13 protein-coding genes, 5 tRNA genes and 9 pseudogenes are annotated in these 26,150 nt (G+C 38.7%); 14 read left to right on the forward strand and 13 right to left on the reverse strand.

Annotation, left to right across the window (positions count from 1 at the left end):
* Window positions 1-80: 80 nt before the first annotated feature.
* Window positions 81-1,470: pseudogene (locus MAQA_RS01350) on the reverse strand (amino acid permease).
* A 206-nt stretch (window positions 1,471-1,676) separates the two neighbouring features.
* On the opposite strand from MAQA_RS01350, the pseudogene MAQA_RS01355 reads away from it, so the two are divergent.
* Window positions 1,677-3,513, forward strand: a pseudogene (locus MAQA_RS01355) (LTA synthase family protein).
* A 113-nt stretch (window positions 3,514-3,626) separates the two neighbouring features.
* On the opposite strand, the pseudogene MAQA_RS01360 reads toward MAQA_RS01355, so the two are convergent.
* Both MAQA_RS01360 and MAQA_RS01365 read right to left on the reverse strand, forming a co-directional pair.
* Window positions 3,627-4,348 (reverse strand): annotated as a pseudogene (locus MAQA_RS01360) (DUF2238 domain-containing protein).
* Window positions 4,349-4,464: 116 nt separating this feature from the next.
* The gene (locus MAQA_RS01365) at window positions 4,465-5,106 is read right to left on the reverse strand and encodes a redox-sensing transcriptional repressor Rex (protein ID WP_036070572.1); all 642 of its coding nucleotides are present in this window, start codon (window positions 5,104-5,106) and stop codon (window positions 4,465-4,467) included.
* A 307-nt stretch (window positions 5,107-5,413) separates the two neighbouring features.
* Between MAQA_RS01365 and MAQA_RS01370 the strand changes: the two genes are divergently transcribed.
* The gene (locus tag MAQA_RS01370; protein ID WP_036070575.1) at window positions 5,414-7,396 is read left to right on the forward strand and encodes an ABC-F family ATP-binding cassette domain-containing protein; all 1,983 of its coding nucleotides are present in this window, start codon (window positions 5,414-5,416) and stop codon (window positions 7,394-7,396) included.
* A gap of 31 nt (window positions 7,397-7,427) precedes the next feature.
* Here the strand turns inward: MAQA_RS01370 and glmS are convergent, their stop codons facing one another.
* The 7 genes and pseudogenes from glmS to MAQA_RS01410 form a co-directional block, all read right to left on the reverse strand.
* On the reverse strand, window positions 7,428-9,236 hold the full coding sequence (gene glmS, locus MAQA_RS01375) for a glutamine--fructose-6-phosphate transaminase (isomerizing) (protein WP_036070578.1): 1,809 nt from the start codon (window positions 9,234-9,236) through the stop codon (window positions 7,428-7,430).
* A gap of 418 nt (window positions 9,237-9,654) precedes the next feature.
* Window positions 9,655-10,482 carry a hypothetical protein gene (locus MAQA_RS01380; RefSeq protein ID WP_036070580.1) on the reverse strand — a complete coding sequence of 276 codons (828 nt, stop codon included), beginning with the start codon at window positions 10,480-10,482 and terminating at the stop codon, window positions 9,655-9,657.
* Between the two features lie 67 nt (window positions 10,483-10,549).
* Window positions 10,550-11,903, reverse strand: a pseudogene (gene glmM / locus MAQA_RS01385) (phosphoglucosamine mutase).
* A gap of 197 nt (window positions 11,904-12,100) precedes the next feature.
* Window positions 12,101-13,465 (reverse strand): CdaR family protein, encoded by a 1,365-nt coding sequence (locus MAQA_RS01390; protein WP_036070583.1) that lies wholly within the window; start codon window positions 13,463-13,465, stop codon window positions 12,101-12,103.
* Window positions 13,462-14,283, reverse strand: coding sequence for a diadenylate cyclase CdaA (gene cdaA / locus MAQA_RS01395; protein ID WP_036070586.1), 822 nt, complete (start codon window positions 14,281-14,283; stop codon window positions 13,462-13,464). Before cdaA ends, MAQA_RS01390 begins: the two co-directional genes overlap by 4 nt.
* 654 nt (window positions 14,284-14,937) lie before the next feature.
* Entirely contained in the window at window positions 14,938-15,819 is an 882-nt protein-coding gene (locus MAQA_RS01405; RefSeq protein WP_036070591.1) for an arginase family protein, read from the reverse strand.
* A gap of 274 nt (window positions 15,820-16,093) precedes the next feature.
* On the reverse strand, window positions 16,094-17,923 hold the full coding sequence (locus MAQA_RS01410) for an APC family permease (protein WP_036071001.1): 1,830 nt from the start codon (window positions 17,921-17,923) through the stop codon (window positions 16,094-16,096).
* Window positions 17,924-18,203: 280 nt separating this feature from the next.
* Between MAQA_RS01410 and MAQA_RS01415 the strand changes: the two genes are divergently transcribed.
* The 9 genes and pseudogenes from MAQA_RS01415 to MAQA_RS01450 all read left to right on the forward strand — a co-directional run bounded on the left by MAQA_RS01415 (window position 18,204) and on the right by MAQA_RS01450 (window position 21,297).
* A tRNA-Glu gene (locus MAQA_RS01415) sits at window positions 18,204-18,275 on the forward strand.
* 86 nt (window positions 18,276-18,361) lie between these two features.
* A tRNA-Thr gene (locus tag MAQA_RS01420) sits at window positions 18,362-18,435 on the forward strand.
* Window positions 18,436-18,442: 7 nt separating this feature from the next.
* A tRNA-Tyr gene (locus MAQA_RS01425) sits at window positions 18,443-18,526 on the forward strand.
* A 5-nt stretch (window positions 18,527-18,531) separates the two neighbouring features.
* Window positions 18,532-18,606, forward strand: a tRNA-Gln gene (locus MAQA_RS01430).
* A 5-nt stretch (window positions 18,607-18,611) separates the two neighbouring features.
* Window positions 18,612-18,684 (forward strand) — tRNA-Lys (locus MAQA_RS01435).
* 90 nt (window positions 18,685-18,774) lie between these two features.
* Window positions 18,775-19,374 carry a ChbG/HpnK family deacetylase gene (locus MAQA_RS01440; protein ID WP_052008391.1) on the forward strand — a complete coding sequence of 200 codons (600 nt, stop codon included), beginning with the start codon at window positions 18,775-18,777 and terminating at the stop codon, window positions 19,372-19,374.
* Window positions 19,335-19,475 (forward strand): hypothetical protein, encoded by a 141-nt coding sequence (locus tag MAQA_RS14505; RefSeq protein WP_159099946.1) that lies wholly within the window; start codon window positions 19,335-19,337, stop codon window positions 19,473-19,475. The genes MAQA_RS01440 and MAQA_RS14505 overlap by 40 nt, the downstream gene beginning before the upstream one ends.
* A 281-nt stretch (window positions 19,476-19,756) precedes the next feature.
* Entirely contained in the window at window positions 19,757-20,146 is a 390-nt protein-coding gene (locus MAQA_RS01445) for a phosphatase PAP2 family protein (RefSeq protein WP_241463011.1), read from the forward strand.
* Window positions 20,147-20,237: 91 nt separating this feature from the next.
* Window positions 20,238-21,297: pseudogene (locus MAQA_RS01450) on the forward strand (FAD:protein FMN transferase).
* 105 nt (window positions 21,298-21,402) lie between these two features.
* Here the strand turns inward: MAQA_RS01450 and MAQA_RS01455 are convergent.
* A pseudogene (locus tag MAQA_RS01455) lies at window positions 21,403-22,423 on the reverse strand (branched-chain amino acid aminotransferase).
* 231 nt (window positions 22,424-22,654) lie between these two features.
* On the opposite strand from MAQA_RS01455, the gene MAQA_RS01460 reads away from it, so the two are divergent.
* Together MAQA_RS01460 and MAQA_RS01465 are read left to right on the forward strand one after the other, a co-directional pair.
* On the forward strand, window positions 22,655-23,404 hold the full coding sequence (locus tag MAQA_RS01460) for an alpha/beta hydrolase (RefSeq protein WP_036070594.1): 750 nt from the start codon (window positions 22,655-22,657) through the stop codon (window positions 23,402-23,404).
* A 20-nt stretch (window positions 23,405-23,424) separates the two neighbouring features.
* The gene (locus MAQA_RS01465) at window positions 23,425-23,856 is read left to right on the forward strand and encodes a GNAT family N-acetyltransferase (RefSeq protein WP_077913522.1); all 432 of its coding nucleotides are present in this window, start codon (window positions 23,425-23,427) and stop codon (window positions 23,854-23,856) included.
* A gap of 49 nt (window positions 23,857-23,905) precedes the next feature.
* On the opposite strand, the pseudogene map reads toward MAQA_RS01465, so the two are convergent.
* Window positions 23,906-24,647 (reverse strand): annotated as a pseudogene (gene map / locus MAQA_RS01470) (type I methionyl aminopeptidase).
* 195 nt (window positions 24,648-24,842) lie between these two features.
* On the opposite strand from map, the pseudogene MAQA_RS16520 reads away from it, so the two are divergent.
* Window positions 24,843-25,380: pseudogene (locus tag MAQA_RS16520) on the forward strand (DUF1361 domain-containing protein).
* On the opposite strand, the pseudogene rpiA reads toward MAQA_RS16520, so the two are convergent.
* Window positions 25,381-26,053, reverse strand: a pseudogene (gene rpiA, locus MAQA_RS01475) (ribose-5-phosphate isomerase RpiA).
* Window positions 26,054-26,150 lie beyond the last annotated feature (97 nt).

Raw genomic sequence — 26,150 nt, forward strand, 5'->3', positions numbered from 1 at the left:
ATTACAACAGATGCTATCTTATCACTCAATACAAAAAGATGCAAAGACGTTTACTACTGAAACATCTTTGCATCACTTAGTTATTTATTTAGCTGACTGTGCCGCTTTCCGTATAAGAAATAAATCAGTAAACCAATTGCGAACCAAATCCCACATACGAGCCATGTGAGGGGTTGGAGTCGCGTTATTAGGAACAAGCAAAGTAAGGTTGAGACGATCGGCAAGACAGGATAAAATGGTGTTTTAAAGCCATCTTGCGACACTTCTTTATTTTTTCTAAGGAATAAAATTCCAAATGAAACCATCATGAAAGCAAACAGTGTCCCCATATTAACAAGCTCTGCTAAGCGGCTTAAAGGAACCACACCTGCAAAAAAAAGCGATAATCGTTGAATAAATCCATGTATTTTTCACTGGCGTATGATGCTTAGGATTCACTTCTGCCATCATTTTCGGGAGCAAACCATCACGACCCAGTGCGTATACAAGTCGTGTTCCACCATAAAGCATCACGAGAATAACGGTCAGCATTCCAATAACAGCACCGAGTGAAATGATCCCCGCAACCCAGTTTTGGTCAATCAACTGCAATGCAAAGGCAACAGGATCAGAAACATTTAAATTCTTGTAAGATGCAATCCCCGTAAGGACCACAGAAACTGCCATATAAAGTATCGTACATACAAGAAGTGAACCGATGATTCCAATCGGCATATTTCTTTTCGGATTTTTCACTTCTTCAGCTGCACTGGATACAGCATCAAATCCAAGATAGGCGAAAAAGACAAGAGCCGCGCCATTTAGAACCCCAGAAAAACCAAATGGCATGAAAGGCTGCCAGTTAGATGGTTTTACATAAAATACACCTACAATAAGAAATAACAGGATAACTCCAATTTTAAGAAATACGATCATTGTATTAACGCGTGTTGATTCTTTGATTCCTCGAGTTAGTAAGAAAGCCACTAAAAAGACGATTAAAATAGCTGGAATATTAATATAAGTCCCGTTTGCAGGATCAAAAGAATTGGAAAATGCGGCTGGAATTTCGATATGAAACCCTCTCAAAAAGGCATTTAAATAGGAAGACCAACCACTTGCAACAGAAGCCACTGCTAGCCCGTACTCAAGCAAGAGCGCCCATCCAAGTAGCCACGCAATAAATTCACCAAAAATCACATAACCATAAGTATATGCGCTTCCTGCAACAGGTACAGCAGAAGCAAATTCAGAATAGCACATCGCTGCAAGTGCACAAACAACGGCCGCAATGACAAATGAAAAGACGATGGCAGGTCCTGAATGAAGTGCAGCAACAGTTCCAGGTAAAATAAAAATTCCGGTCCCAACAATGGCCCCCACACCTAGTAAAATTAAATCCATTCCATTTAAGGTTTGTTTTAATTGGATACTTCCACTTTTATTTTTGTGAATTAAATCATGGATCGGTTTTTTTCTAAAGATAGACAAACTTTTTCACACTCCCTCTACTTCAATACAACTTTTTTCTATCATACATTTTTACACGTTAAAGTTCAATAGCATTAAAGAAATAAAATTATTTTTTATTTGACGAGAATATTTGTACTTATATCGGGTTTGTTGTAAAATAGCTATAATTGGAAAAGTTGCCTTTGTGCAAATCCATTATTTTAAAATAGAAAGAGGCTATAGCATTGCTAATCATTTATCTTCTTTTAATCGTTGGTCAATTTGCATTTGCTTATTTTCAAATTTTTCAAGACCCAAGCTTTTTTTAGCTTCATAGCAGATTTGGCTTTCGTTTTTCTCATTCTTCTATTCGTTCATGCATTTGTCAAAGAACGTTATCATATTTACGTTTACGCTTCGCTCACCTTTATTGTTGGCGTACTCATGTTGGTATTCGTTTTATATAGCCGCTTCTATCATGAAATTCCAACCTATCACAGCTTCTCGCTAATTGGCGAAGTTGGCGTTGTAAAAGATAGTGCCTCAAGTTTACTTAAATGGTATGACTGGTTGTTCTTTGCTAATTTATTGCTTTTCCCTGTCGTTCTTTACTTACGACTTAAAAAACACGTTGCTTTTAAATCTTTTCGAATCAAGCGTAACTGGTTTGGGGCTCTTGCTTCTATTTCGGTTTTACTGATCGGACTTTTCACTTACGACATGATGAATCAAAATATTATCAGTGATACAAAACGTGCTGAAAAAATGGGCGTGTTTACTTTTAACCTCGCCACTGCTTTTACCGGAACCGCCCATGTTCGTGCAGCTGATTTAAATGCTCAAAATGTTCAAAAGCTAAAAGGAATAACACCGAAGAAAAATCCTAAATATTTTGGAACAGCTAAAGGAAAAAACTTGATTATCATTCAATTAGAATCCTTGCAGCGGAATTTGACAAGTGTCAAAATAAACGGGCAGTCTATTACGCCAACGCTTGACAAATTGCAAAACGAAACGCTTTACTCTGATTCGTTTTTCCAAACCGTTTCAAAATCAAACACAGCTGATGCGGAATGGTCCGTTTATACTTCTACATTCCCAAGTGGCTACTACACGAACACACAAACTTATGGAAACCGAGTCATTCCTGGCTTGCCACGCGTTCTTGGAAAGAAAGGTTATACATCTGCTACGTTCCATACAAACGATGCAAGTTTTTATAACCGTGAGAATTTCTATCCAGCAGTTGGTTTTGATAAATTTTATGATCGTTCATTTTTTGGAGACGAAGACAAAATTGGATTTTCTGCAAGTGATGAAGTCTTGTATAAAAAATCACTGCCTGTTCTTGAAGAGCACTATACAAACAAAGAGCCTTTTTATGCCCAGCTTATTTCTGTAAGTTCACACATGCCATTTAAAATTCCAGAAGAAAAACAAGAATTGACACTTCCAGCGGATCTTGAAGGCACGGAATTAGGAGATTACTTCCAAGCCGTACATTATGCGGATAAACAACTTGGTCAATTTATTGATGAACTAAAGGCAAAAGGAATTTGGGATGATTCTGTTGTTGTGATGTACGGTGATCACCATATTATCGACACAACAGCACTTCCTGACAATCAAAAGAAATATATTAATCGTTCCTCAGAACTGAAAGCTCAACCTGCTGATGATTATCGTATTCCATTTTTCCTTCATGCTCCTGGAATTGAAAAAACTGGGAAAATCAATAATATTGGTGGGGAAATTGATGTAATGCCAACAGTTCTAAATCTTCTTGGTATCAAGACGGATAATCAAATTATGTTCGGGGAAGACATTTTAAATTCTAAGACAAACTTTGTTCCTGAGCGATATACAATGCCTGAAGGTAGTTATTTTGCTAATGATTATATGTACGCGCCAGATGAAAGTTTTGAAACTGGGAAAGCTACCCACTATGATGGTTCGAAAATGCCACTAAACGACTCCATCAAAGAACGCTTTGATGCTAGTCGGAAGTTGTTGCAGTACTCAGATAGCTATGTGGAAAATTTCCCGAAACAAAAAGATGAAGAAAAGCAAGAGGAGAAATAAAAAACGAGACTAACTAGCCAAAAATAAAAGAACAGAAATCGTTCAATGAAACCATTTGCAGAAATGGTAGACTTGACGATTCTGTTCTTTTTTGTTTTATTCCGAGCTTATTTTTATTTGGTTTTCTTCCAATTTTTCCGCTTAAAAGTAAATTGCTTCATCCACGGTAAGCCCTTCTTAAGCGCGATATAACCAATTATCGCAATAACAAGTGCTCCTAAAATATCTACAATGATGTCTCCCATCGTATCAGCAAGTGCTGCCCGTCCAACATAAGGCGTGCCTCCTGATGATTCAAAGCGTTGCATGTTAAGTCCAAGTAACCCATCAAACGTGTATTCATAGACTTCCCAAAATGCGCCAAGTGTGACTGCGAAACAAAAAAGAAAAAAACAGCTACAAAGCCTGGCTTCATTTTCAATACAACATTTTCATTGAAGTTCAACAAGCTTACAAAAGAAAAGCCTATCGCTCCTAGCATCGCACCACTGAAAATATGCAAAATTTTGTCCCAATAAGGAACGATCGAATAAAACTTTTGAATTGTTCCTAAATAAATGGAACCGTAAAGGAAAATAATAAACAATAAATACACGAGTCCAGGAATTTCAAACTTAAAACTTCTTGCAAGAATTGACGGAAGCGCCAAAATTAAAATCCCTAAAATAATTTCGACCAATAAAAAAATATAGTCACTTTGTAAAGTTACTTTTGGGCCGTGTACGGGTTGCTCAACAGGTGCGGTGAAAATCTCAAATACCGTAAAAACAAGTGACACCGCCATTGACGCAAAAATAAATAGTGCTACCCACTGCGTCCAGTTCAATTTTTTAATCCAGTTCATTCTTTTGTACCTCCCAATCATTTTAACAAGGCTTTCCGCCTTTCTTTACCCAAAAATAGTCAGAAAAAAACCGACATGATTTTCTCATGCCGGCGCAAAAGCTTTCTTTAATTTTTGGAAGGATAATTTTCCAAGAAATAAATGAGCGTTTGCAGTTCCGTCGTCAAATCAATGTGGTGTACGCGAACTTGTTTAGGAACGCTGATTCTCGCTGGAGTAAAGTTTAAAATCCCTTTCACATCAGCTTCTACGAGCTTATCTACCGTTTCCTGAGCTTCATCAGCTGGAACCGTTAAAATGACTACTTCCACTTGATTTTCTTTCAAAATCTCTTCCATATCGTTTAAATGATAAATTGGAATTTCTTGTTGAACCGTACCCACTTTGGCAGGATCAACGTCAAAAGCTGCACAAACTCGGATATTGTTGTTTTTCATGAAGTTATAATGAAGCAGAGCCATCCCAAGGTTTCCGACTCCGATGATGGCTACATTAGTTTCTTTATCTTGACTTAATGTTTTACCAAAAAAATCAAGTATGTAAGAAACATTATAGCCATACCCTTTTTTCCCTAATGCTCCAAAGTAAGAGAAATCACGACGAATCGTTGCAGAGTCCACTTTCACAGCTTCGCTTAATTCCGCTGAAGAAACGCGCTCCTTGCCTGATTCGTAAAGATATTTCAAATAACGATGATAAAGCGGTAAACGCTTCGCCGTCGCCTGCGGGATTTTTGTTGTTTCATCCATATTCTTCATTCGTCCTTTCTACCTTAAAATTCACTTTTTTTGACTACAAATCTGCAGTTAATTTAGTTTGAAGCTGTTCTTACTTTCACAATGCTTGCTTTACTACTATAAACATTTCACAAGCAATGCACAATCTTTTTGCTCAAAAAAAACCAAAAAAAAGTACTTAATTGTTTAATTCAACAGACCGTTCTATTTTATTTTACTGTAAAATCACAAATAAAGCTAACTATTTCACATAATTTTTTTTATGTGATTGCATGATAAACCGCTTTAAGCTAAACTAATAGAGATGGGAGAGAGAAAAATGATTCTATTACAAGCGCAACAAATTGCAAAATACTTTGGCGCAGAAGTGATTTTAGAAAATATAAAACTCGAAGTGAAAACAAACGACCGGATCGCGCTTGTTGGCCGAAATGGTGCTGGGAAATCAACACTTCTTAAAATTATTGCCGGACAAATCGGCTATGATGCAGGAACCATCTCACATCCAAAAAATGTGCGGATTGGTTACTTGGCACAAAACACTGGACTTGAATCAAGCAAAACCATTTGGAATGAAATGCTTGCTGTCTTTGATGATTTATTGGAGCTTGAAAAAGAGATCCGCATGATGGAAAAACGCCTTGCTGATACTAGTTTATATGAAGACCCTGAGTCTTCAAAACAAGCGCTTGAAACCTATGATAACTTACAGCATCTTTTCAAAGAACGTGGTGGTTATACGTATGAAGCGGAAATCCGTTCCATCTTGAACGGCTTTAAGTTTTATCAAGAAGACTATGGTAAACCCGTCTCCTCGCTAAGTGGCGGGCAGAAAACACGACTCGCGCTCGCCAAACTACTTTTATCAAAGGAAGACTTGCTGATTCTTGACGAACCTACCAATCATCTTGATATCGAAACACTCGCTTGGCTAGAAAATTATTTACAAAACTATGCGGGCGCGCTTTTGATTGTTTCACACGATCGCTATTTTCTCGACAAAGTGGTCAATCAAGTTTATGAAATCAGCCGTACGAAAATGCAGCACTACACGGGAAACTACAGTCGCTACTTGGTTCTCAAACAAGAAAAACTAGAACGTGAATGGAAAGAATTTGAAAAGCAACAAACTGAAATTGGAAAACTTGAGGATTTCGTTGCCCGCAATTTGGTTCGCGCTTCAACCACTAAACGAGCGCAGAGCCGCCGAAAGAAGCTTGAAAAAATCGAACGTCTGGACCGGCCTGAGGGAGCCGAAAAAGCGGCTCACTTTGGTTTTCAATTTGAGCGTGCCTCTGGAAACGATGTTTTATTTGTTGAAGAACTTGCAATCGGCTATGACAAAGAAAAAACAGTTTCGAAAAACTTAACCTTTGAAATGAAGCGTCAAGATAGTCTTGCACTTGTTGGACCAAATGGAGTCGGAAAATCGACATTGCTCAAAACGCTAATCCAAGAACTTTCTCCACTAAGTGGTAGCTTTCACTTCGGTGCAGGCGTGAAAATCGGTTATTATGACCAAGAGCAGGCGAAACTTTCTTCAAACAAAACCGTACTACTGGAGCTTTGGGACGACTATCCCGAGCTTGAGGAAAAAGTCATTCGAACAACACTCGGCAATTTTCTTTTTTCTGAAGACGATGTTTTAAAACTAGTTTCTACACTGAGTGGTGGCGAAAAAGCCCGACTTGCTCTTGCCAAACTAACCCTTCTTGGCGCTAACGTACTTATTCTTGATGAACCGACTAATCACCTTGACATTGAGAGTAAGGAAGTACTCGAAGCGGCTTTAATTGATTTCGCTGGAACGATTCTTTTCGTTTCACATGATCGCTATTTCATTAACCGAATTGCTTCTAAAGTCGTTGAACTGAGTCCAAACGGAGCTCTAGTTTATCTAGGCGATTACGACTACTACCTAGAAAAACTAGCTTACGAAAAAGAAATTGCTCAACTTGAATTTGAAGAAAAGCTTCAAACTGGCCAAATTGAAGAAAAAAGTGTTTCTGGTAGCAAAGAGTCCTATCAAAAAAGTAAAGAAAACCAAAAATTGTTCCGCCAAAAAACTAGAAAACTTGCAGAGGTTGAAACCGCGATGGAAGATGCCGACAGCAAAATTGCGGAGCTTGAACAGCTTCTAACACAACCTGATGTATTTAACGATCATGAAAAAACGCTACAAATCACAGAGGAACTAGATAGCGTAAAACAAGTAGCAGAGGCACTAATGGAAGACTGGGAAATTTTAAGTATGGAAATTGAAGAACTAACTGAATCAATAAAAAAAAAGACAAGCTCGTAGAGTACCTACGAGCTTGTCTTTTTTTTTGATTTTATTCAACCGTTACACTCTTTGCTAGATTACGCGGCTTATCCACGTCACAATCCCGATGAAGAGCGGCGTAGTAAGCTAGCAACTGACAAGGAATGACGCTAACAAGCGGTGTTAACAATTCATGAACGTGCGGTAACACCAACTGATCTCCCGGCTGTTCTAAGCCTTCCATCGCGAAAATACAAGCATTTGCTCCACGTGCTAACACCTCGTTTACATTTCCGCGGATGTTCCAGTTGATATTTTCTTGCGTAATAATCGCAAAAACAGGCGTTTCATCTTCAATGAGAGCAATGGTTCCGTGCTTCAATTCCCCACTTGCAAAGCCTTCCGTTTGAATATAGGAAATTTCCTTCAACTTAAGCGCCGCTTCCATAGCTACGAAATAATCAACACTTCTACCGATGAAGAAAGCATTGCGTGTTGTTGCTAAAAATTCACCTGCGATGTGTTCCACAAGTTCCTTGCTTGAAACCATCGCTTCCATGGCCGTCGCTGCGATCCCAAGTTCCGATACAAGATCAAATTGAATGGCAGCTTTATTTCCCCGAGCACGCCCAGCCGCTACAGCCAAAATGCTTAACACTGCTACTTGTGCTGTATAAGCTTTCGTTGAGGCTACCGCAATTTCTGGGCCAGCATGAAGATACATGGCTTGATCTGCTTCCCGGTCAAGCGTCGATCCCGGTACATTCGTAAGCGTCAAAGTCCGGTACCCCATTTCTTTTACTTTCACAAGAACTTGACGGCTGTCAGCTGTTTCCCCACTTTGCGTAATGAATAAGAATAACGGATTCTCTGAAAGAAGGGGCATATTATAACCAAACTCACTTGAAATATGCACTTCTACAGGAATTCCTGCTAAACGTTCGATTAACACTTTTCCTACATAACCTGCGTGGCTACTTGTTCCACAAGCAATAATGTAAACACGGTCTGAGGCAAGAAGTTCGTCAAGTACGGCTTGATCGACTGAAATTTCACCAGTATCATTTTGATACGCTTGAATGATACGGCGCATCACAGCTGGCTGCTCATCGATTTCTTTTAACATATAATGCGGATAAGTGCCCTTTTCAATATCTGAAGCATCAATGGTCGCAGTAAATGGAGCACGTTCTACTTCTTCCCCGTCAAGTGTTTCAATTTCAATTTGATCGCGCTTCAAAATAACAAGTTCTTCATCAGCGATTTCAATAAATTCACTTGTTTCCTTTAATACAGCCATCGCATCACTTGCGATCACATTAAAATTAGTCCCAGTGCCAATTAAAAGCGGGCTTTTATTTTTAGCTGCAAAAAGAGTATCCGGTTGGTTTTTATCAATAACACAAATTGCATAAGAACCGTGAAGAAGCCTTAAAGTCTTACGAATTGCTTCTTTAGTTTCCAATCCTTCTTGCGCAAATTTTTCAATGAGTTGAACGATAACCTCTGTATCTGTATCACTTTTAAAGAGCGCACCCTCTAGGTATGTTTCTTTTAGTGAAGCATAGTTTTCAATAACGCCATTATGCACAATAACAAAACGTCCTGATGCGCTTTGATGCGGGTGGGCATTTTCTTCACTTGGCTTACCGTGAGTCGCCCAGCGTGTGTGACCGATTCCAACTTCACCAAAAGCTTCATTCCCCACTTTCTTACGCAAATCTGCAATGCGCCCTTTTTCTTTAATCACTGTTACTTGTTCATGGTCTAATAGCGCAATACCCGCTGAATCATAACCACGATATTCTAATTTTTCAAGTCCGTTTAATAAAATCTCTTTTGCATTATTTCTTCCAATATACCCAACAATTCCACACATAATAAAAAGCCTCCAATTAATTTAAGGCAGACAAATCCAATTTCTCTACTGCCTCCTATTTTTCACGTTCCCTTGGAGGTTGTCGTGCACATGTTCTTTAGCGCTCTGTTCAACCAGTCACCTGATTGGTTTGTAGCTAAAGCTTAACGACTGCATGCACAGCCGGGAGACTCCCGCCGAATTCTCGATTAATCTCCTCCTCGTCAACTGATTTCAGATAAGCCGGAATTTCACCCGCTCATTTATAGACTGCAATCAGTTCTGGCGCTTTTATTTAGTTTTTAACGATCCTCCTTTTTCTCATCATTCAAGGAAACTTCTCTAAGTTTACAATAAAATGTATATACCGTCAAGCATGACAATTAGTCATTTTAACAAAATTGGTCTATACAAAAAAAGAACGTAATACCCTTTGGCATTACGTTCTTTTTTTACCAACTAATTGGAAGACTCCAGAAAGAGTTGCAAATAAAGCAATTAATAAATTGATGCCAAAAATGCGATTTTCTCCGTTCCCAAATTTCAAACCATTTTTAGCCGCATAGCGCATCCATTCATCAAACCAGAAATAATTCGTCAAATAAATAAATCCAATTCCTAACACAATCCCTGCCAAAAGGTAAGAACCTTTTCTAAAAGTCCAAATTGCCGCCAGAATAAGCAAGATAATGCTTACCCCCGCAAAAACTGCATCAAAATCGTTACTGAATAAAAATGGATTATTTTTCGCCGGACTACTATATTCCATTACAATAATAATTAACGCCCAAATAGCAAGTCCCGCAGCTAGTAATGCTGTTATCGCCCCAGAAATTCGCCATTTTGTCTTCCACGCTTCACTTTGTAAAACCGAACTCGTCGAATCGCTCATTCGAATAAAAAGTAAAACCACAAACAATGCGAATGCAAGAACCGTGAGGATTAGATTCGTGTAATTAAAGGGCATTTTTTGCTTTAATTCACTTAGCGGTTTAATTTGATAAAAATATGTTGATAAACCTTGAAAAACTACAAAACCAAGGAGGACAATAAGCGCTGGGATTCGAGTCGGATGACTTTTTAAAAGTAAAAAGCCCGCTCCAACTAATAAAAGCATGAATAAGCCTATAACCCAGTAGTTCCAGATAAAGTCGTACCCTTCTTCACTTGCAAAATAGCCATAAGCGGCACTCAAAAAGCTATAAAATTGTGTAAACCCAAGCATAAAAATTATACTCGCGCTTATTTTTCGAGCTCGTTCTGTCATTTTTTCAAGTCCTTTCTCTAAATAAAAAATCCCGCTACCGAAAAGCGATAACGGGATGCATTTAAAATTAGTTATCTAAACCCATTTCTTCTTGTACAACAGCAGCGATTCGGTTACAGTAACTTTCAGTTTCCTCAGCTGTCTTCGCTTCCACCATTACCCGTACAAGTGGCTCAGTTCCAGAAGGACGAACAAGTACTCGACCGTTTCCAGCCATATCTTTTTCAACGTCTTCAATAACGGCATGAACTTTCGGATTATCCGTCACAGCGTGTTTATCAGTTACGCGAATGTTCACGAGTTTTTGTGGGTACGTCTGCATTTCACTAGCCAGTTCAGAAAGTTTTTTTGCCGGTCGCTTTCATCACATTGATCAACTGAATTCCAGAAAGTAACCCGTCGCCTGTTGTATTGTGATCAAGAAAAACAATATGTCCGGATTGCTCGCCACCAAGATTATAATTCCCGCTCCGCATAGCTTCAACAACGTAGCGATCTCCAACAGCAGTTTGTACATCATGAATGTGAAGCTCTTCTAAGCCTTTATAAAAGCCAAGATTACTCATCACTGTTGAAACGACAGTGTTTTGTTTTAATAAGCCTTGTTCATTTAAATATTTAGCGCAAATGAACATGATTTTATCTCCATCCACAATAGTTCCATTTTCATCAACCGCAATGACACGATCGCCATCACCGTCAAAAGCAAGTCCAACATCCGCTTCTTTTTCTTTCAAGAATGCAGCAAGTGCTTCAGGATGTGTCGATCCAACACCAGCATTAATATTCAAACCATCAGGCGAAGCGCCCATTGACACAGTATCCGCCTCTAAATCTGCAAACAAGTGTGTTGCAAGACTCGACGTAGCTCCGTTTGCACAATCAAGTGCCACTAATAGGCCTTCAAAATTTTGATCAACCGTTTGTTTTAAGAACTGTAAGTATTTTTGTTTACCTTCAAAATAATCGCTTACAGTTCCGAGCCCCTCAGCACTCGGCCGAGGCAAATTATCAGTGGCCTCGTCAAGCAAAGCTTCAATTTCAAGCTCTTGATCATCTGAAAGCTTGAAACCATCAGAACCGAAAAACTTAATTCCATTGTCTTGTACAGGATTATGTGAAGCTGAAATCATTACACTTGCTGAAGCGCCTTGTGCTGTTGTTAAATAAGCCACACCAGGTGTTGAAATAACACCAAGTCGCATCACTTCAATCCCAACAGAAACAAGCCCAGAGATAAGAGCTGATTCAAGCATTTCCCCAGAAATTCGCGTATCACGTGCAACAAGTACTCGCGGATGTTCTCCCACATGACGCGTTAATACGTAGCCGCCCATACGACCTAATCGGAAAGCTAGTTCAGGTGACAACTCTTCATTAGCAACTCCACGAACTCCATCTGTTCCAAAATATTTACCCATTATTGATTCTCTCCTTCTATTCAAAGAAACATTAAAATTTAATTTTCCACTACTGAATCAAGCAGAATTTATTTTTTTCTTAACTGGCAAAAATTCACTGCAGGTTACATTATACCTTTTTTATAAGAAAAATTCATCTAAAGTCTAAAATCCAGCTTCAAAAGCGTTTGCCTGACTGATTTATAACATTTTATTCTTCATTTTTTTTCTTCAACTGTGAAAACAGCTGTGCTTGTAGAAAGTGAATAGGTGACCCCTCTTGGGATCCCTCCGACTTCAATCATTGTGCTATAGCGACCAACTGTTGCATTAGCTAAGTTGGTTGTAACACTTACATTTGAAGAATTAAGACCGTTCAGTAAACTACTTTTCCCATGTAGCGTCAAATTCACTTTGCCATTTGCTGGTGAAATTAAAGTTGCCGTTAAATTGGCTGGCAGAGATCCCGTTGAAATAGTGTGTCCAGATAAAGTCTTTGAAGACTCCGTATCTTCCTCATTATTTTCTTGCCCTGAATCGCTCTGCTCATTCGTGTTACCGCTTGAATGATTTTCTTCTGCTTCCTCATTTCCATTTCCACTTTCATTTGAGGAATTTTCATCCCCACTAGACTTTTTTGCTGTTTTGATCCGCACTTCAATTGATGAAGGTTGTACAGCTTTTGCCCCACTAGGAACTGGGATCTTAACCTCTTTTACCGTGTCCGCAGTTAAACTTGACACAGGAACGTTCACCGTGATTTGATCAATATCTTTTAGTACATCGTCATCACCAACGACTACAACCTCATCTTGATCTGTCGTCATGCTTTGGATAGAAATATTATCTGGCAAGTTGCCTTCCGCTTTTAATTTAAGCGGAACGGACTTCCCCACCTTGTTCACCGAAACCTTTACGTTTACTTTTTGTGGGCTGATCTCGACATCTAATTTATTCAAGTTCCGATCAAATGCAGAGACCGTCGCTTCGGCTTCAAAATCGTCCTTATGCTTCTTGTTATCATCTACATTGGCTTTGACATAGGCAATTTCTTCAATCGTATCTTTTGCACCTGTCACAGAAACTTTTCCAGGACTGATTTTAATATTTCCAGCTTTATAACCACTCGCAATCGCACTACTACTTAGTTCAGCATCTACTGAAAATTTCTTCGTTACTTTTTCCTGAACGTTCACTTTTACAGTTTGCGGACTAATAGTAGCTTTTAAGCGATTCGAAAGGTTTTTGATTTTAAGCTTCGTGTTTTGTTCTCCAATCGAAGCATTCCGCAAATCTGCATATACTTTGAAGTCCTGTTGAGCCTTTGTATTTTGAACAATGCTTCTTGGACCACTAATCGTAACGGATACCGTTTCAGGAAGCCCCGAAACATAAAGGTTTTTCTTATCATAGTAGACCTCTACCGGGACATTTTGAACAACCTCCGTATCATTTTGTGTCGTTGTTTGGAAAGTTCCACCGCTATTTTTATTATCTGTATTCACAGAAGTAAACAAAATGGCAGCTAACACAAGAGCAAGAATGCGAATCGACCATTTATTATTTAAAATTCGATCCATCATTTTTTACCGCCTCCTAGCCATTTAGAAAAGAAGGTCGTCTTTTTCTCTGGTAATTTTACGAGTTCTTTTTCAAGAATCTCTCTTAAGCGTTCCTCTGAAACATCGCGAAATAGCTCGCCGCTTTTCGTTACAGAAATTCCACCCGTTTCTTCTGAAACAACAACCGTTAAACTATCTGTCACTTCACTAATTCCAAGTGCAGCGCGGTGTCTTGTTCCGAGTTCCTTAGATAAATAAGGACTATCTGAAAGTGGCAAATAACTAGCTGCTGAAGCAATTTCATTGCCTTTAATAATAACCGCGCCATCATGGAGCGGCGTATTTGGAATGAAAATATTAATTAAAAGTTGAGAAGAAATCCGAGCATGTAGTGGGATTCCCGTTTCAATATAATCTTCCATTCCCGTATCTTTCGCGATCGAAATCAGCGCACCAATTCGTCTTTTTGACATATATTTGGTTGAATCAATGATCGCATCCACAATTTGATGCTGTTCCTTTTCAATACGCGAGCCAATCCGCATAAAGATATTTCCCCGTCCGAGCGTTTCAAGAGCTCGTCTCAACTCGGGTTGGAAAATAATGATAATCGCAAGAAATCCCCAAGTTAGTGCTTGATCCGTGATCCATTCTACAGTTTGAAGGCCAAGGAAGCTACTGATGATTTTCACCGCAATAATAATGAAAATTCCTTTTAAAAGTTGAACAGCTTTCGTTCCGCGGATGAGCATGATCAGCTTATAGATTACAAACCAAACAACAAGGATATCTATGATGTTTGCAAGATAGTGCAAAATTGAAATGTTTGAAAAGCTCATCTTTTCGCCTCCGTCTTTTAGGCAAACTTGCCTACATAATTACAAACTATCCGACAACATTCGGACAGATTCACTTTTCTTATTGTATCACAAAAGCTTTCTAACAACGATTAATATCACATGAGAAATGAAGAAGATTTTGCTTTTTTGAATAAAACTATTCCGAGCTTTTCCTTAATGAATTAAAAAAACACCCACAAAAAATTTTGAGGATGTTTCAGCTTCTAAATTTCATGATATTGCGTTTTCAAATCTTTTTTAGGCGTTCTTTTTTTTCTTATATTCCGTATTAAAATGTATCACGAACCCAAACAATTGGTGCAAGGATCCAATTAGCCCACCAGAAACACAAGCAACAAGTGTTATCATAAGAAAATTAAGTAGTGGAAAAGCTATACCACCGGTTCCAGCAATGCCAAGTATGAAAATAACAATCATGGGTATAACATAGTATCGAATATCCAGATTTGACATCTTGTGCACTCCTCACCTTCCAAAAAACTTCAAAATTCTTTACACACTTATTTCTAATTACAAGTATACGCTCAGATAAGCCCAATTTCAAGACGTTTTTCAAAGTTCACAAAATTGTCAAGTTTAACAAATGAAAGGTGATTTTTCACAAATATTTTCCCTTGTCTTTCTCTTGAATTTTCAAGTTAAACCTTTAGCTTTTTTTTCATCTACTAGAGATCGAGTTTTAAAATAAATTTCAAACATTCTAGCCATAAATTTAGCCGATTTATTCCCCTCATCTCGAAGTGGATTTAAGCCCGCAACCATAATCGACGAAAACGAGCCTCTCTTCGCCATAACTTCCATAAAATGTGCAACTTCTCTATACGTGAGCCCGCCAACAGATATCCGGTTTACACCAGGAACAAACACTGGATCTATCGCGCTTGCACTCAACAGTAAATGAACAGACGCATCTTTTTTGCGAGTCCAAGCAAGCAATCTCAAAATGACCTCTTCAAAGCCCAAATTTTCAATATCCGCTAGCCCAAAATATTTTACGCCAGCTTTCTCAAAGAAAGCTTTTTCAGTCTCAAGTTCTCTTTTGGCACTCAAAATACAAAACTGTGAAGGTTTTAACCTCAAATTTCCTAATTCAGAATTAGGTTCTTCCAAAAGCTTTTTTAAAACGCCAAGGTATGAAGCAAAAAAATCTGTTTGCACCGGTGCGTCAAGAATGACATAAATACTTTCATCATTTTGTTTTTGAGCGGCGAGAAAAAGCAACTGCGCAACCCACTCATCTCCAGCAAGAACAAGAGAAGTGTCTACTTGTCGAAGCATTACTTCAAGCAACTCCGTTTGACTTAGCATTTTATTTGTAACCGCTTTCAAATCAGTTCTTAAAAAAAGCATCTCTTCCGTACAAAAATCCAAATTTTCAAAATCACACAGTTCTATTTCCATATTGCTCAATTGTTCCAAAATCCCCGTATAACGAATCGCAAAAGGAGCTAATGCCGTTCCTTGTCGCTCATCTGAAAAAACCCAAGGGATTCCAACTACCCCTACTTTCTGCATCATTCATCCACCTATTCTCTATTTATTAGTAACACGTTCATTCTATCATGATTCAAGCTAAAAAGAAAAAATTTCGATGAATTATTAAAATTGTTTTTTCAGGTTAAAGAAGACATAAAAAATCGTATTTTCCTAATAGGAAAATACGATTTTCAAAAGAAAGTTCGTGAAGAAAAACAAATAGTTCACTTTTTACAGTTTTATTTCGTTTTGTTAAGCTTACTTCATTCCGAATACGAAATAGAAGTGAAGTTCCCCTACTTTTAATTCGTAATTATTCCTTTAGATGGTACGGATAGGTGGCAACAATAACATCACGCTGCATCATAAGCCTTGTCCGAATCATTAAACTGGTTTGGTTATGCAATAAGTTTTGCCAACCCTTCTTAGGAATAAATTGAGGAATAAGCACAGTTAATGAATAGTTATCATGATCTGCTTTTTGTTTAGCCGTATCAATGAACTTCATCAGCGGTTCAGAAATCGAGCGATAGGTCGAATAAAGATGGGCAACACGAACCTCAGGGTGAATTCGGTTCCACCTCTCGACGAATTCTTTTCCCTGCATCCGGTCAATCGAGACATGAACCGCAATAACTGTGTCGCCAATAGATTTCGCATATTTAAGCGCTCCTTCCACCACTTTTGTCGTATCAGAAACTGCGACAATCACAACATTTCCTTTGAAATCAGAAACGTCAATATCCATGGATTCATCCACTCGAAGTTGTCGTTTTAACTTTATATAGTGGCTTCTCGTCCGGTGAAAAACAAAAATCATGATCGGCAAGAAAATAAAGACGGGCCACACCGAATCGATCCGCGTAAGGAATAAAACGATTAACACTGTGAAAGAAATGATCGCCCCTAACAAATTGGCAGCGAGCTTTTTATGCCAACCTTCTGAGCGTTCCTTCCACCATTTGATGATCATCCCCGTTTGTGAAAGCGTAAATGGAATAAACACTCCAACCGAGTACAGTGGAACGAGCAATTCTGTTTTTCCTTTAAATAAAATGATCAGTAAAATCGAGCCAACCGCAAGGGTGATAATGCCGTTTGAGTAACCAAGCCTATCTCCTCTTGCCAAATACATCCGTGGCATATATTTATCTTTCGCAAGGTTAAACGCTAGAAGCGGAAAAGCGGAAAAACCGGTATTAGCGGCAAGCACCAAAATCAATGCGGTCGTTGCTTGAATAAAGTAAAACATGAAATTTCTACCAAAAACATTTTCTGCAATTTGTGAAAGAACGGTTACTTTAAGTTCAGGTACTGTTCCGTAAACGAAAGCAAGCACAGTAATTCCGAGGAAGAAGAACCCAAGAATCGTCGCCATAATCGTCAATGTTTTAGCAGCATTTTTAGCTTGCGGCTTTTTAAAAAGCGGCACTGCATTTGAGATGGCTTCAATCCCTGTTAACGAAGCCGAACCAGATGCAAAGGCCCTTAATAGTAGAAAGAGTGTCACTCCTTGTACATGTGTGCCAATTGAAGCCGTTTCGTGTGTAGCATCCATTCCTAAAAGAACTTTGATGATCCCCGTTAAAATCAGCACAACAATTGAAAAGACAAAGAGGTAGACAGGAATTGCTAAAATGCTAGCAGATTCCGTAATACCACGCAAATTAATGATCGTGACAACAATTACGAGAAAAACTGCAATCGGAACTGCAAAAGGAAAAAGTGAAGGAACTGCGGAAACAATGGCATCAGTTCCTGATGAAATACTTACGGCAACCGTAAGCATATAATCGACAAGAAGAGAACCACCTGCGACAAGTCCAGCATTTTTCCCAAGATTTTCTCGTGAAACTACATAAGCGCCACCGCCATGCGGATACGAATGAATAATTTGTTTATAAGAAAGATTGAGCGCAAATAAAAGAACCAATACGCAAAGTGCGATTGGAATCGAATACCACATAGCCGCTGCACTCACAGCAACTAAAACGAGCAGAATTTGTTCTGTTCCATATGCAATAGATGATAACGCATCTGATGAAAGCACAGCTAAAGCTTTCAATTTCCCTAATTTTTGTTCTCCCGCTTCTGAGCTTTTAAGCGGGCGCCCAATGAGTAGTCTTTTTAAAGGCGATGCCAATTTCATTCCCTACCTTTTTTTGAATTTCGTACAACAAGCTATACAATATCACACATTATAGCACAGGGCGCAATCAATATGTGCAACTTTTTATTACAAATCAAATACAGCTTGATGTTAGCAGCGTTACGGTGGGTTTTTTGACCAATTGATGATATTCTTTATCCGTATTTTGGCAAAGTCTTATTTTCAGAAAAAAAAAAACTTTATTTTAACTATTTACAAATGTCGTGACAGTTTATATAATAGTTTTTGGCTGTGAAAATTCTTTTCAAAGTTTGGCCCGTTGGTCAAGTGGTTAAGACACCGCCCTTTCACGGCGGTAACACGGGTTCGAATCCCGTACGGGTCATCAAAGCCCAGTTTTCCTCAAAAAAACTGGCATTATTTTAAAAAATGTTATACTATAATAAAGTGACGATTCACTTGGTATAACATGCCGACTTAGCTCAATCTGGTAGAGCAACTGAATCGTAATCAGTAGGTTGCGGGTTCAATTCCTGCAGTCGGCACTTTATTGGAGGAGTAGCGAAGTGGCTAAACGCGGCGGACTGTAAATCCGCTCCTTCGGGTTCAGTGGTTCGAATCCACTCTCCTCCACCAGTTAATGGGCTATAGCCAAGCGGTAAGGCAACGGATTTTGATTCCGTCACGCGCTGGTTCGAATCCAGCTAGCCCAGCCATTAATGAGCCATTAGCTCAGTTGGTAGAGCATCTGACTTTTAATCAGAGGGTCGATGGTTCGAGCCCATCATGGCTCATCAAAAGGATGAAAGAGAAGTCTCTTTCATCCTTTTTCTTATTTTTAATGCTATAATTTAAAAAATAATCGACTGAAAGGAACTAAAAAAATGAAGCTCGTAATTAATGCAGATGACCTCGGTTATACAAAAGCAAATACAGATGGAATTTTTCTCAGTCATAGTGAAGGTGTTTTAACCTCGACAACACTTTTAATGAATACAAGCGCAACAGCGTATGCAATAAGCGAAGCAAAAAACTACCCAGCTCTTGGTATCGGAGTTCATCTAACATTAACAGCGGGTTACCCGCTCACCAGTCCTAAAACACTGATACAATCAAACGGTGCTTTTTTAGATCAACTTACGCTTCGGCAAGCAGTGATTTCTGAAACAGAAGTCTTGCAAGAATGGCAGACACAAATAGAGCATTTTGAAAAGCAAATGGGTAAAAAACCGACGCATCTCGACAGTCATCATGATGTCCACTTTGATCCTCGCTTTTTTAAACTTGCGAAAGCTCTTGCAAAAAAATGGGATATTCCTCTTCGCGGCGCCGATCCAAGAATCCCAAACGTTCAAAATGCTTTCCCAGACCCTGAAGCGATTTCACCTGATTCTTTCATCAAGCACCTTGATCATCAAAGTAGTTACACAGGAACCGAGTTATTTTGTCATCCAGCTTTTGCGATGCCGAGCTTCGTAAATTAAGTTCCTATAATGAAGCACGTGAACTTGAATTAAAAGTCTTAACTGATCCAGTGATTCAAGCTTATCTTGCTGATTCGCAATTTGAACTTTCTACTTATTAAAAGGAGTGTTTCTATGCTGAATTCCAAAAAACAACCTGCTCATTCGATTTTGCTAGTTAGCGGAACGTTTTTTTGCACTTATCTTTCTCTTTTTCTGGAGAAGTCTTTCCACCAAAGCAGAATGGCTCACACAGCTTGATCAGAGCTTAAATCACCTGATTCGTTCTGACTTAAAAGAACCCTTTATCAAATTTTTTAAAGTTTTTACTGATCTTGGCGGGACAATGATTCTCACCCTTTTTTCAGTTCTACTTTTTCTTTTTTTATGGAAAACGAAAGGATTGTTTTTTTCACTTTGGGCCGGTTTCACCCTTCTACTCGGTGAACTTGTATTGCCACAAATTGTGAAACATATTGAACTACGTCCTCGTCCGCTTGATAAATTAATTTCCATTTCTGGTTACAGCTTTCCAAGTGGTCATGCAGCTGGATCAACTGCTTTTTATGGACTCACAGCTCTCATTCTTATTTTATTTTTCTTAAAAAAAGCATGGCAAAAATGGATTATTGGTATCTTAGCCTTTCTTTTAATTAGTCTGATCATGTTCTCGCGTGTATATCTTGGCGTCCATTATCCAAGCGATGTACTTGCTGGCTTTTCCCTTTCCGCTTCACTACTCTCTTTTTCTTTCTATTTTTTGTTTAAATCACCAATTTTGCAAAGAAGTTAACAAATTCTGTTGACTTCCCTGCAGTAAAAGGATACATTTAGTAACGGAATAAATTAAATTCGAGGTGACAGAATGAAAAAAAAGAAAATGGATTGCGCTTCTTTTTCTTGCTCTCATCGTTGCGCTTGCAGGTTGTGGAAAAAGTGAAACGACAGATAAAAAGCAAGCAGAAAAAAACAACTATCCTAGAAACCCCTTACAAAAAAACAGAATTCTTAATGGGGACAGTTGTCACTCTTTCCATCTATGATAAAGGCAAAGAAAAGGTGCTTGATAAAGGCTTTGATCGTGTAAAAGAACTGGCAGATAAAATCGATGTTAATGACGAAAAGACCCGTACGTCCGAAGTAGATAAAATCAATGCTGCAAGCGGTGTAAAAGCTGTCAAAGTGGACGACGACATTTATTACCTTATTAAAGAAGGTCTCAAATTCAGCGCACAAACCGGTGGTTCCAAAGATATCACAATCGGCCCCATCACTTCACTTTGGCATATTGGTTTTCCAGACGCGCGTAAACCTTCGCAAAGTGAAATCGATGAACGTCTTCCTCTTATCGGCTATAAAAATGTTGAATTAAATGATCAAAATAAAACCGTTTATTTGAAGAAAAAAGGTATGGAACTTGACCTTGGCGGAATTGCCAAGGGCTTTATTGCCGACGAAGTGAAAAAAGTTTTTAAAGAAAACGGCGTCACAACAGCCATCATTGATCTAGGTGGTAACATTTTACTTGAAGGTGAAAGTCCAAAAGGAAAAGACTGGAATGTTGGGATTCAAGATCCATTTTCCCCACGAAATACAATTCTAGGAAAACTGCCAGAAACCGATAAATCCATCGTAACTTCTGGTATTTATGAACGCTATCTAGAAGTGGATGGCAAAAAATATCATCATTTATTTGACCCGACTACTGGTTATCCATTTGATAATGATGTTGCTGGTGTCACAATCATTAGTAAAAAATCAATTACTGGAGATGGCCTTTCTTCAGCTGCCTTTTCAAAGGGTATCGATGAGGGACTTGCATTTATCGAAAAACACAAAGGCGTTGAAGCGATCTTTGTCAGCAAAGAAAAGAAAGTCTATATAACTTCTGGTCTCAAAGGAAAATTCGAACTTACAAGTTCTGAATTTAAAATGGGGAATTAAGAGAAAGTAAGCCTGACAAGCCTTAGTAAATGTTTTGTCAGGCTATTTTTTCATCAAAAAAGCCTTCACGAGAGCTTCAATAGCTCTCGTGAAGACTTCTTAAGATTATTTAACTTTAACGATCCAATCTTCTGGAGCCTTTCTTTCACCGAATTGAATGCCACAAAGTTCGTCATAAAGTTCTTTTGTTACTGGCCCAACTTCTGTCTCGCTATAGAAAACATGGAAGTCATCGCCATTTTGAATACCACCAATAGGTGTGATAACCGCTGCAGTCCCACAAGCCCCTGCCTCTTTAAAATCATCTAACTGGTCGATATACACGTCTCCTTCTTCTACTTCAAGCCCTAGTCTGTGTTCAGCTAAATAAAGTAGCGAATACTTAGTGATACTTGGCAAAATAGAAGGCGAAAATGGTGTAATGAAGCGATCATCTTTCGTAATAGCAAAAAAAGTTCGCTGCACCCACTTCTTCAATTTTCGTGTGTGTAGCTGGATCTAAATAAATAGCATCTGCAAACTCACGTTTTTTAGCTTGTTTGCCAGGAAGTAAACTCGAAGCGTAGTTTCCGCCGACTTTAGCTGCACCTGTGCCGCGTGGCGCTGCTCGGTCGAATTCGGATACGATAAAGTTTGCAGGCTGTAAACCACCTTTAAAATACGCACCTACTGGCGTACAAAAAATCGAAAAGATATATTCATTAGCAGGTTGAACCCCAACATTATCTCCCACACCGATGACAAATGGACGAAGATAAAGCGTGCCCCCAGTTCCATAAGGAGGTAGATAATCTTCATTAGCAGAAACAACTTGTTTGCATGCTTCAATAAATTTCTCAGTTGGAATTTCTGGCATTAACAGACGCTCACAACTTTTTTGCATCCGCTGTGCATTTTGATCGGGACGGAACAAATTAATCGAGCCATCTTTGGCGCGATAAGCTTTGAGCCCTTCGAAACACTGTTGGCCGTAGTGAAGCGCCGTTGAACCCTCGCTAATGTGAAGTACGTTATCTTCTGTAAGTGTTCCTTCGTCCCATTTTCCGTCTTTAAAATAGGAAATGTAACGCTTATCTGTTTTGATATAACTAAATCCTAAATTTTTCCAATCAATGTCTTTCGGCATTCTTTTCCCTACTTTCTCTCTCCAAAATCCACTGGAGCTTCTTTTAAATTCTAGTATAGCACAACATCTTTTCAGTTTCAGTAATTTTTTAAACCTATTTTTCAAATAAATCAAACTATCTAAATTCATTATATTTTCTATTTTCCCCGTTTAAATAAGCAAAATAGCCGCCTTTTTTATTCAATCCATGATAAAATGAAAGCATTCTGAACTGGAAGGGGAGATGGATCCATGGCTGAAGGAAAAATACTTGAAGAAAAATTGTTTAGTAAGCATTTAAATGAAGAAATGGAAGTCATCATTTATTTGCCGAAGCAGTACTCAACTCTTTACAAATATCCGCTTTTCATTATCCAAGACGGGAAAGACTATATTCGGTTCGGTAAACTCCCAAAGCTTGTTGACGAGCTTACAGAAAGCGGTCAAATCCAAAAATCTGTATATGCCTTTCTCCCGTATAAAACGGTGGAAGATCGACGAAAAAAATACCATCCAGATGGCGAGCAAAATGAGGCTTATTTACGCTTTTTAGCCCATGAACTCGTGCCTTTTCTCGAAAACTTAGTTCCATCTTTCCAAATGGCCGGCAGTCGTTTTCTAATGGGCGATTCACTTGGTGCGAGCACTTCCTTAAAGGCCTGCCTCAAGTACCCCTACACATTCGGAAATGTCGTACTCCACTCGCCATTTATAAATGACGACTTGCTAGAACTTGTGAAACAGGCTAATCCTGGGATGCTCAAAATCTTTCACATTATCGGGGACCAGGAAACGGAGGTTGAGACTACAAACCACACAATTGATAACTTCTTGCTTCCAAATGAAGCCTTACATAAGTTGATTCAAGATAAAGGCTTTGAATCTGAATTTCACTTATTCGAAGGTGGACACCGCTGGACTTATTGGCAACCCTTTTTAAAACCAAGCTTAACATATATGCTTCCGGCTCACACGTTTGACCTAGAAAGTATGGAAAGCTGATTAGAGGAGGAAAACAAACGATGACTGTACAAAAAGCAACTACTGAACAAATGCGCAAAGATGCGCTTCAAATTCGTAATGACGTTTTTGTAAAAGAGCAACATGTAGATCCAGAGCTCGAATGGGACGAATTTGATGATGATCCAGAAACTACCATGTTTGTAGATTATGATCAAGACCATACTCCCTTGCGACGGGGCGTTTCCGGATTGTCCATGGTTATGGCAAAGTTGAGCGCATTTGTGCTCAAAAAGTCGCTCGCGGAAAAGGCTCTGGTAGAAAAATCATGGAAGCCATCGAAGCGGAGGCAAAAAAAACGAGGTGTGAGCAAACTTAAACTGGGCGCTCAAGTAACCGCGATCCCTTTTTATGAAAAACTAGGCTACGAAGTGTGTTCGGATATTTTCATGGATGCTGGTATTGAACATAAAGAAATGCAAAAGCAAATTTAATCAAAAAAATAAGCCGGTCGCAAGCTTGCGACCGGCTTATTTTTTAGATCTACTTGGTCAAAATGATGGGGCCTTCTTTCGTCAAAATAAGTGTATGTTCAATTTGTGCTACATAACTCTTTTCAGTCGCATAAGTCCAACCATCCGTTTCTTGAAAAACTTCTTCTTCAAAAGTTGAAATAAATGGTTCGAAAGCAATCACCATTCCGTCTTTCAGTAGCTCATCATCCCAAGTGGCATTGTAGTTAAAAATATGGTCGGGAGCTTCATGAATCGTGTGCCCAATCCCGTGTCCCGTGAGGTTTTTGATGACCGTCAAATCATGCTCCCGAGCCGTTTTCCAAACTGCTCGACCAATTCCACTTTTTTTTAGAACCAGGTTTTGCTTTAACAAGTCCTGCATCAAAAGCTTTTTTAGCAACTTCGCAAAGTTGCTTAAGCTCTTCCTTTCCGTTTCCTACTACAAACGAAAGACCCGTATCCGCAAAATAACCATTTTTCGATCCAGAAACATCAATGTTGACTAAATCCCCATCTTTAATTTCACGATTTCCTGGAATCCCATGGGCAACTTCTTGTCCAACGCTAATACAAGTGAATCCCGGGAAGTCATATTCGCTCTTAGGTGCAGAAACAGCGCCTTCCTCTTCAAAAAGCTTACCTGCTAGTTCATCAAGCTCTTTTGTTGTTACACCGGGTTGTGTTTTTCGAACGAGTTCATCACGAATCCTAGCTACGATTTTCCCAATTTCTTTTAACGCTTCAAAATCTTCATTTGTTTTTGCTATCATTTTATTCCTCCATTACTTATTCAAAATAAGATTTTAAATTTTTATTAAAGATCTATCAAAAACAGGTATAATAGAAATTAGACAGCCTGAAAGGAGTTGCTACTTAAAATGAAAAAGCTGATCTGGCTTGCCGAATTTTTTATTTAAGCCTTATGTTGCTTCTTTTTTTTCGTTCTTGATTACTATCATTTTCTAATTTTAAACGTAACACTTGCTTATATTCCATTTGAAATCGCCGTATTTCTTTATCATAAAAAGCGAAATCCTTTTGTATTTTGGATCGTAGCAGTCGCTTGGCTACTCTTTTTCCCCAATGCCTTCTACCTTGTGACAGACTTTTTTCATCTGAAGCAATTCCGAATTTATGATTACAATGGGATTCTCAAAAAAGATAGTTTTCTTTGGCAAAGCTTTTCTGTGATGGCTGCTTCCATCTTCTTCGGTCTTTTCGTAGGCAACCTATCACTACAGTTTTTCTTAGATGCAGCCAAAGAACGAATGAAAAAAAAATCGAACGTTCCTTTTGCTTCCCCTTGTGCTCCTTTTATCGAGTTATGGCATCTATCTAGGACGTTTCGAGCGACTCCATACCATTCATCTTATCACAGAACCACTGGAAGCTGTAAAAAGTATACTAGATATCTCAAGCTTTCAATTTGAATTTATCGGTTACTTATTTATTTTGCAACTACTCGTATACTTGATGTTCCGTTTTTTCCCAAAAAGGCCTTAATCAACGTTTTTCGATTGTGCCGTCTTTTTTACCAATTAAAAGTTCACTTGCCACCTGTAAAAATAGTCCATGCTCTAAAATACCGGAAATGCTATCGAGTTTTTGTGCCAGCAATTCGGTATTTTTTATTTTTTTTTAACGAAAGATCAAAAATATAATTTCCATTGTCGGTTATAAACGGCTCTTTACTATTAAATGCATTTCGAAGCCTTGGATGAAACCCTAGTGCTACAAGTTCTTTTTCAACTTGTCTGTAGCCAAAAGGTAAAACTTCAACCGGTAGTGGAAAAGCTCCCAGTTCCTGAACAAGTTTGGTTTCATCAACCACCCATAAATTCCGTTTAGAATGAAGCGCGACCATTTTTTCACGAAAGAGAGCTCCCCCGCCGCCTTTTATCCCATTTAAGAAAGAATCTACTTCGTCAGCCCCATCAATAGTTAAATCAATCTCATGAACTTCATTTAAAGAAACAAGTGGAATTAATCGTTCACTTGCTAGCTCTTCCGTTTTTTTTGATGTTGCAACCGCCCGAATTTTGAGCCCAGCACTTACTCGCCTTCCGAGTTCTTCAATCGCATAAAACGTTGTTGACCCCGTCCCAAGTCCGACGACCATTCCTTCTTTTATCTCTTCGCATGCTTTTTCGCCAGCTAATTTTTTCATGTTTACCATTTCTTCACCCAACCTTACATTTTTAACATCTTTCTGACCGTTAAAATTGATTTCCTTCTTTCATTATACCGATAATCCTTGTTATTTTCAGGATTTT

It is taken from the genome of Listeria aquatica FSL S10-1188, assembly GCF_000525795.1.
GTDB classification, from domain to species: domain Bacteria; phylum Bacillota; class Bacilli; order Lactobacillales; family Listeriaceae; genus Listeria; species Listeria aquatica.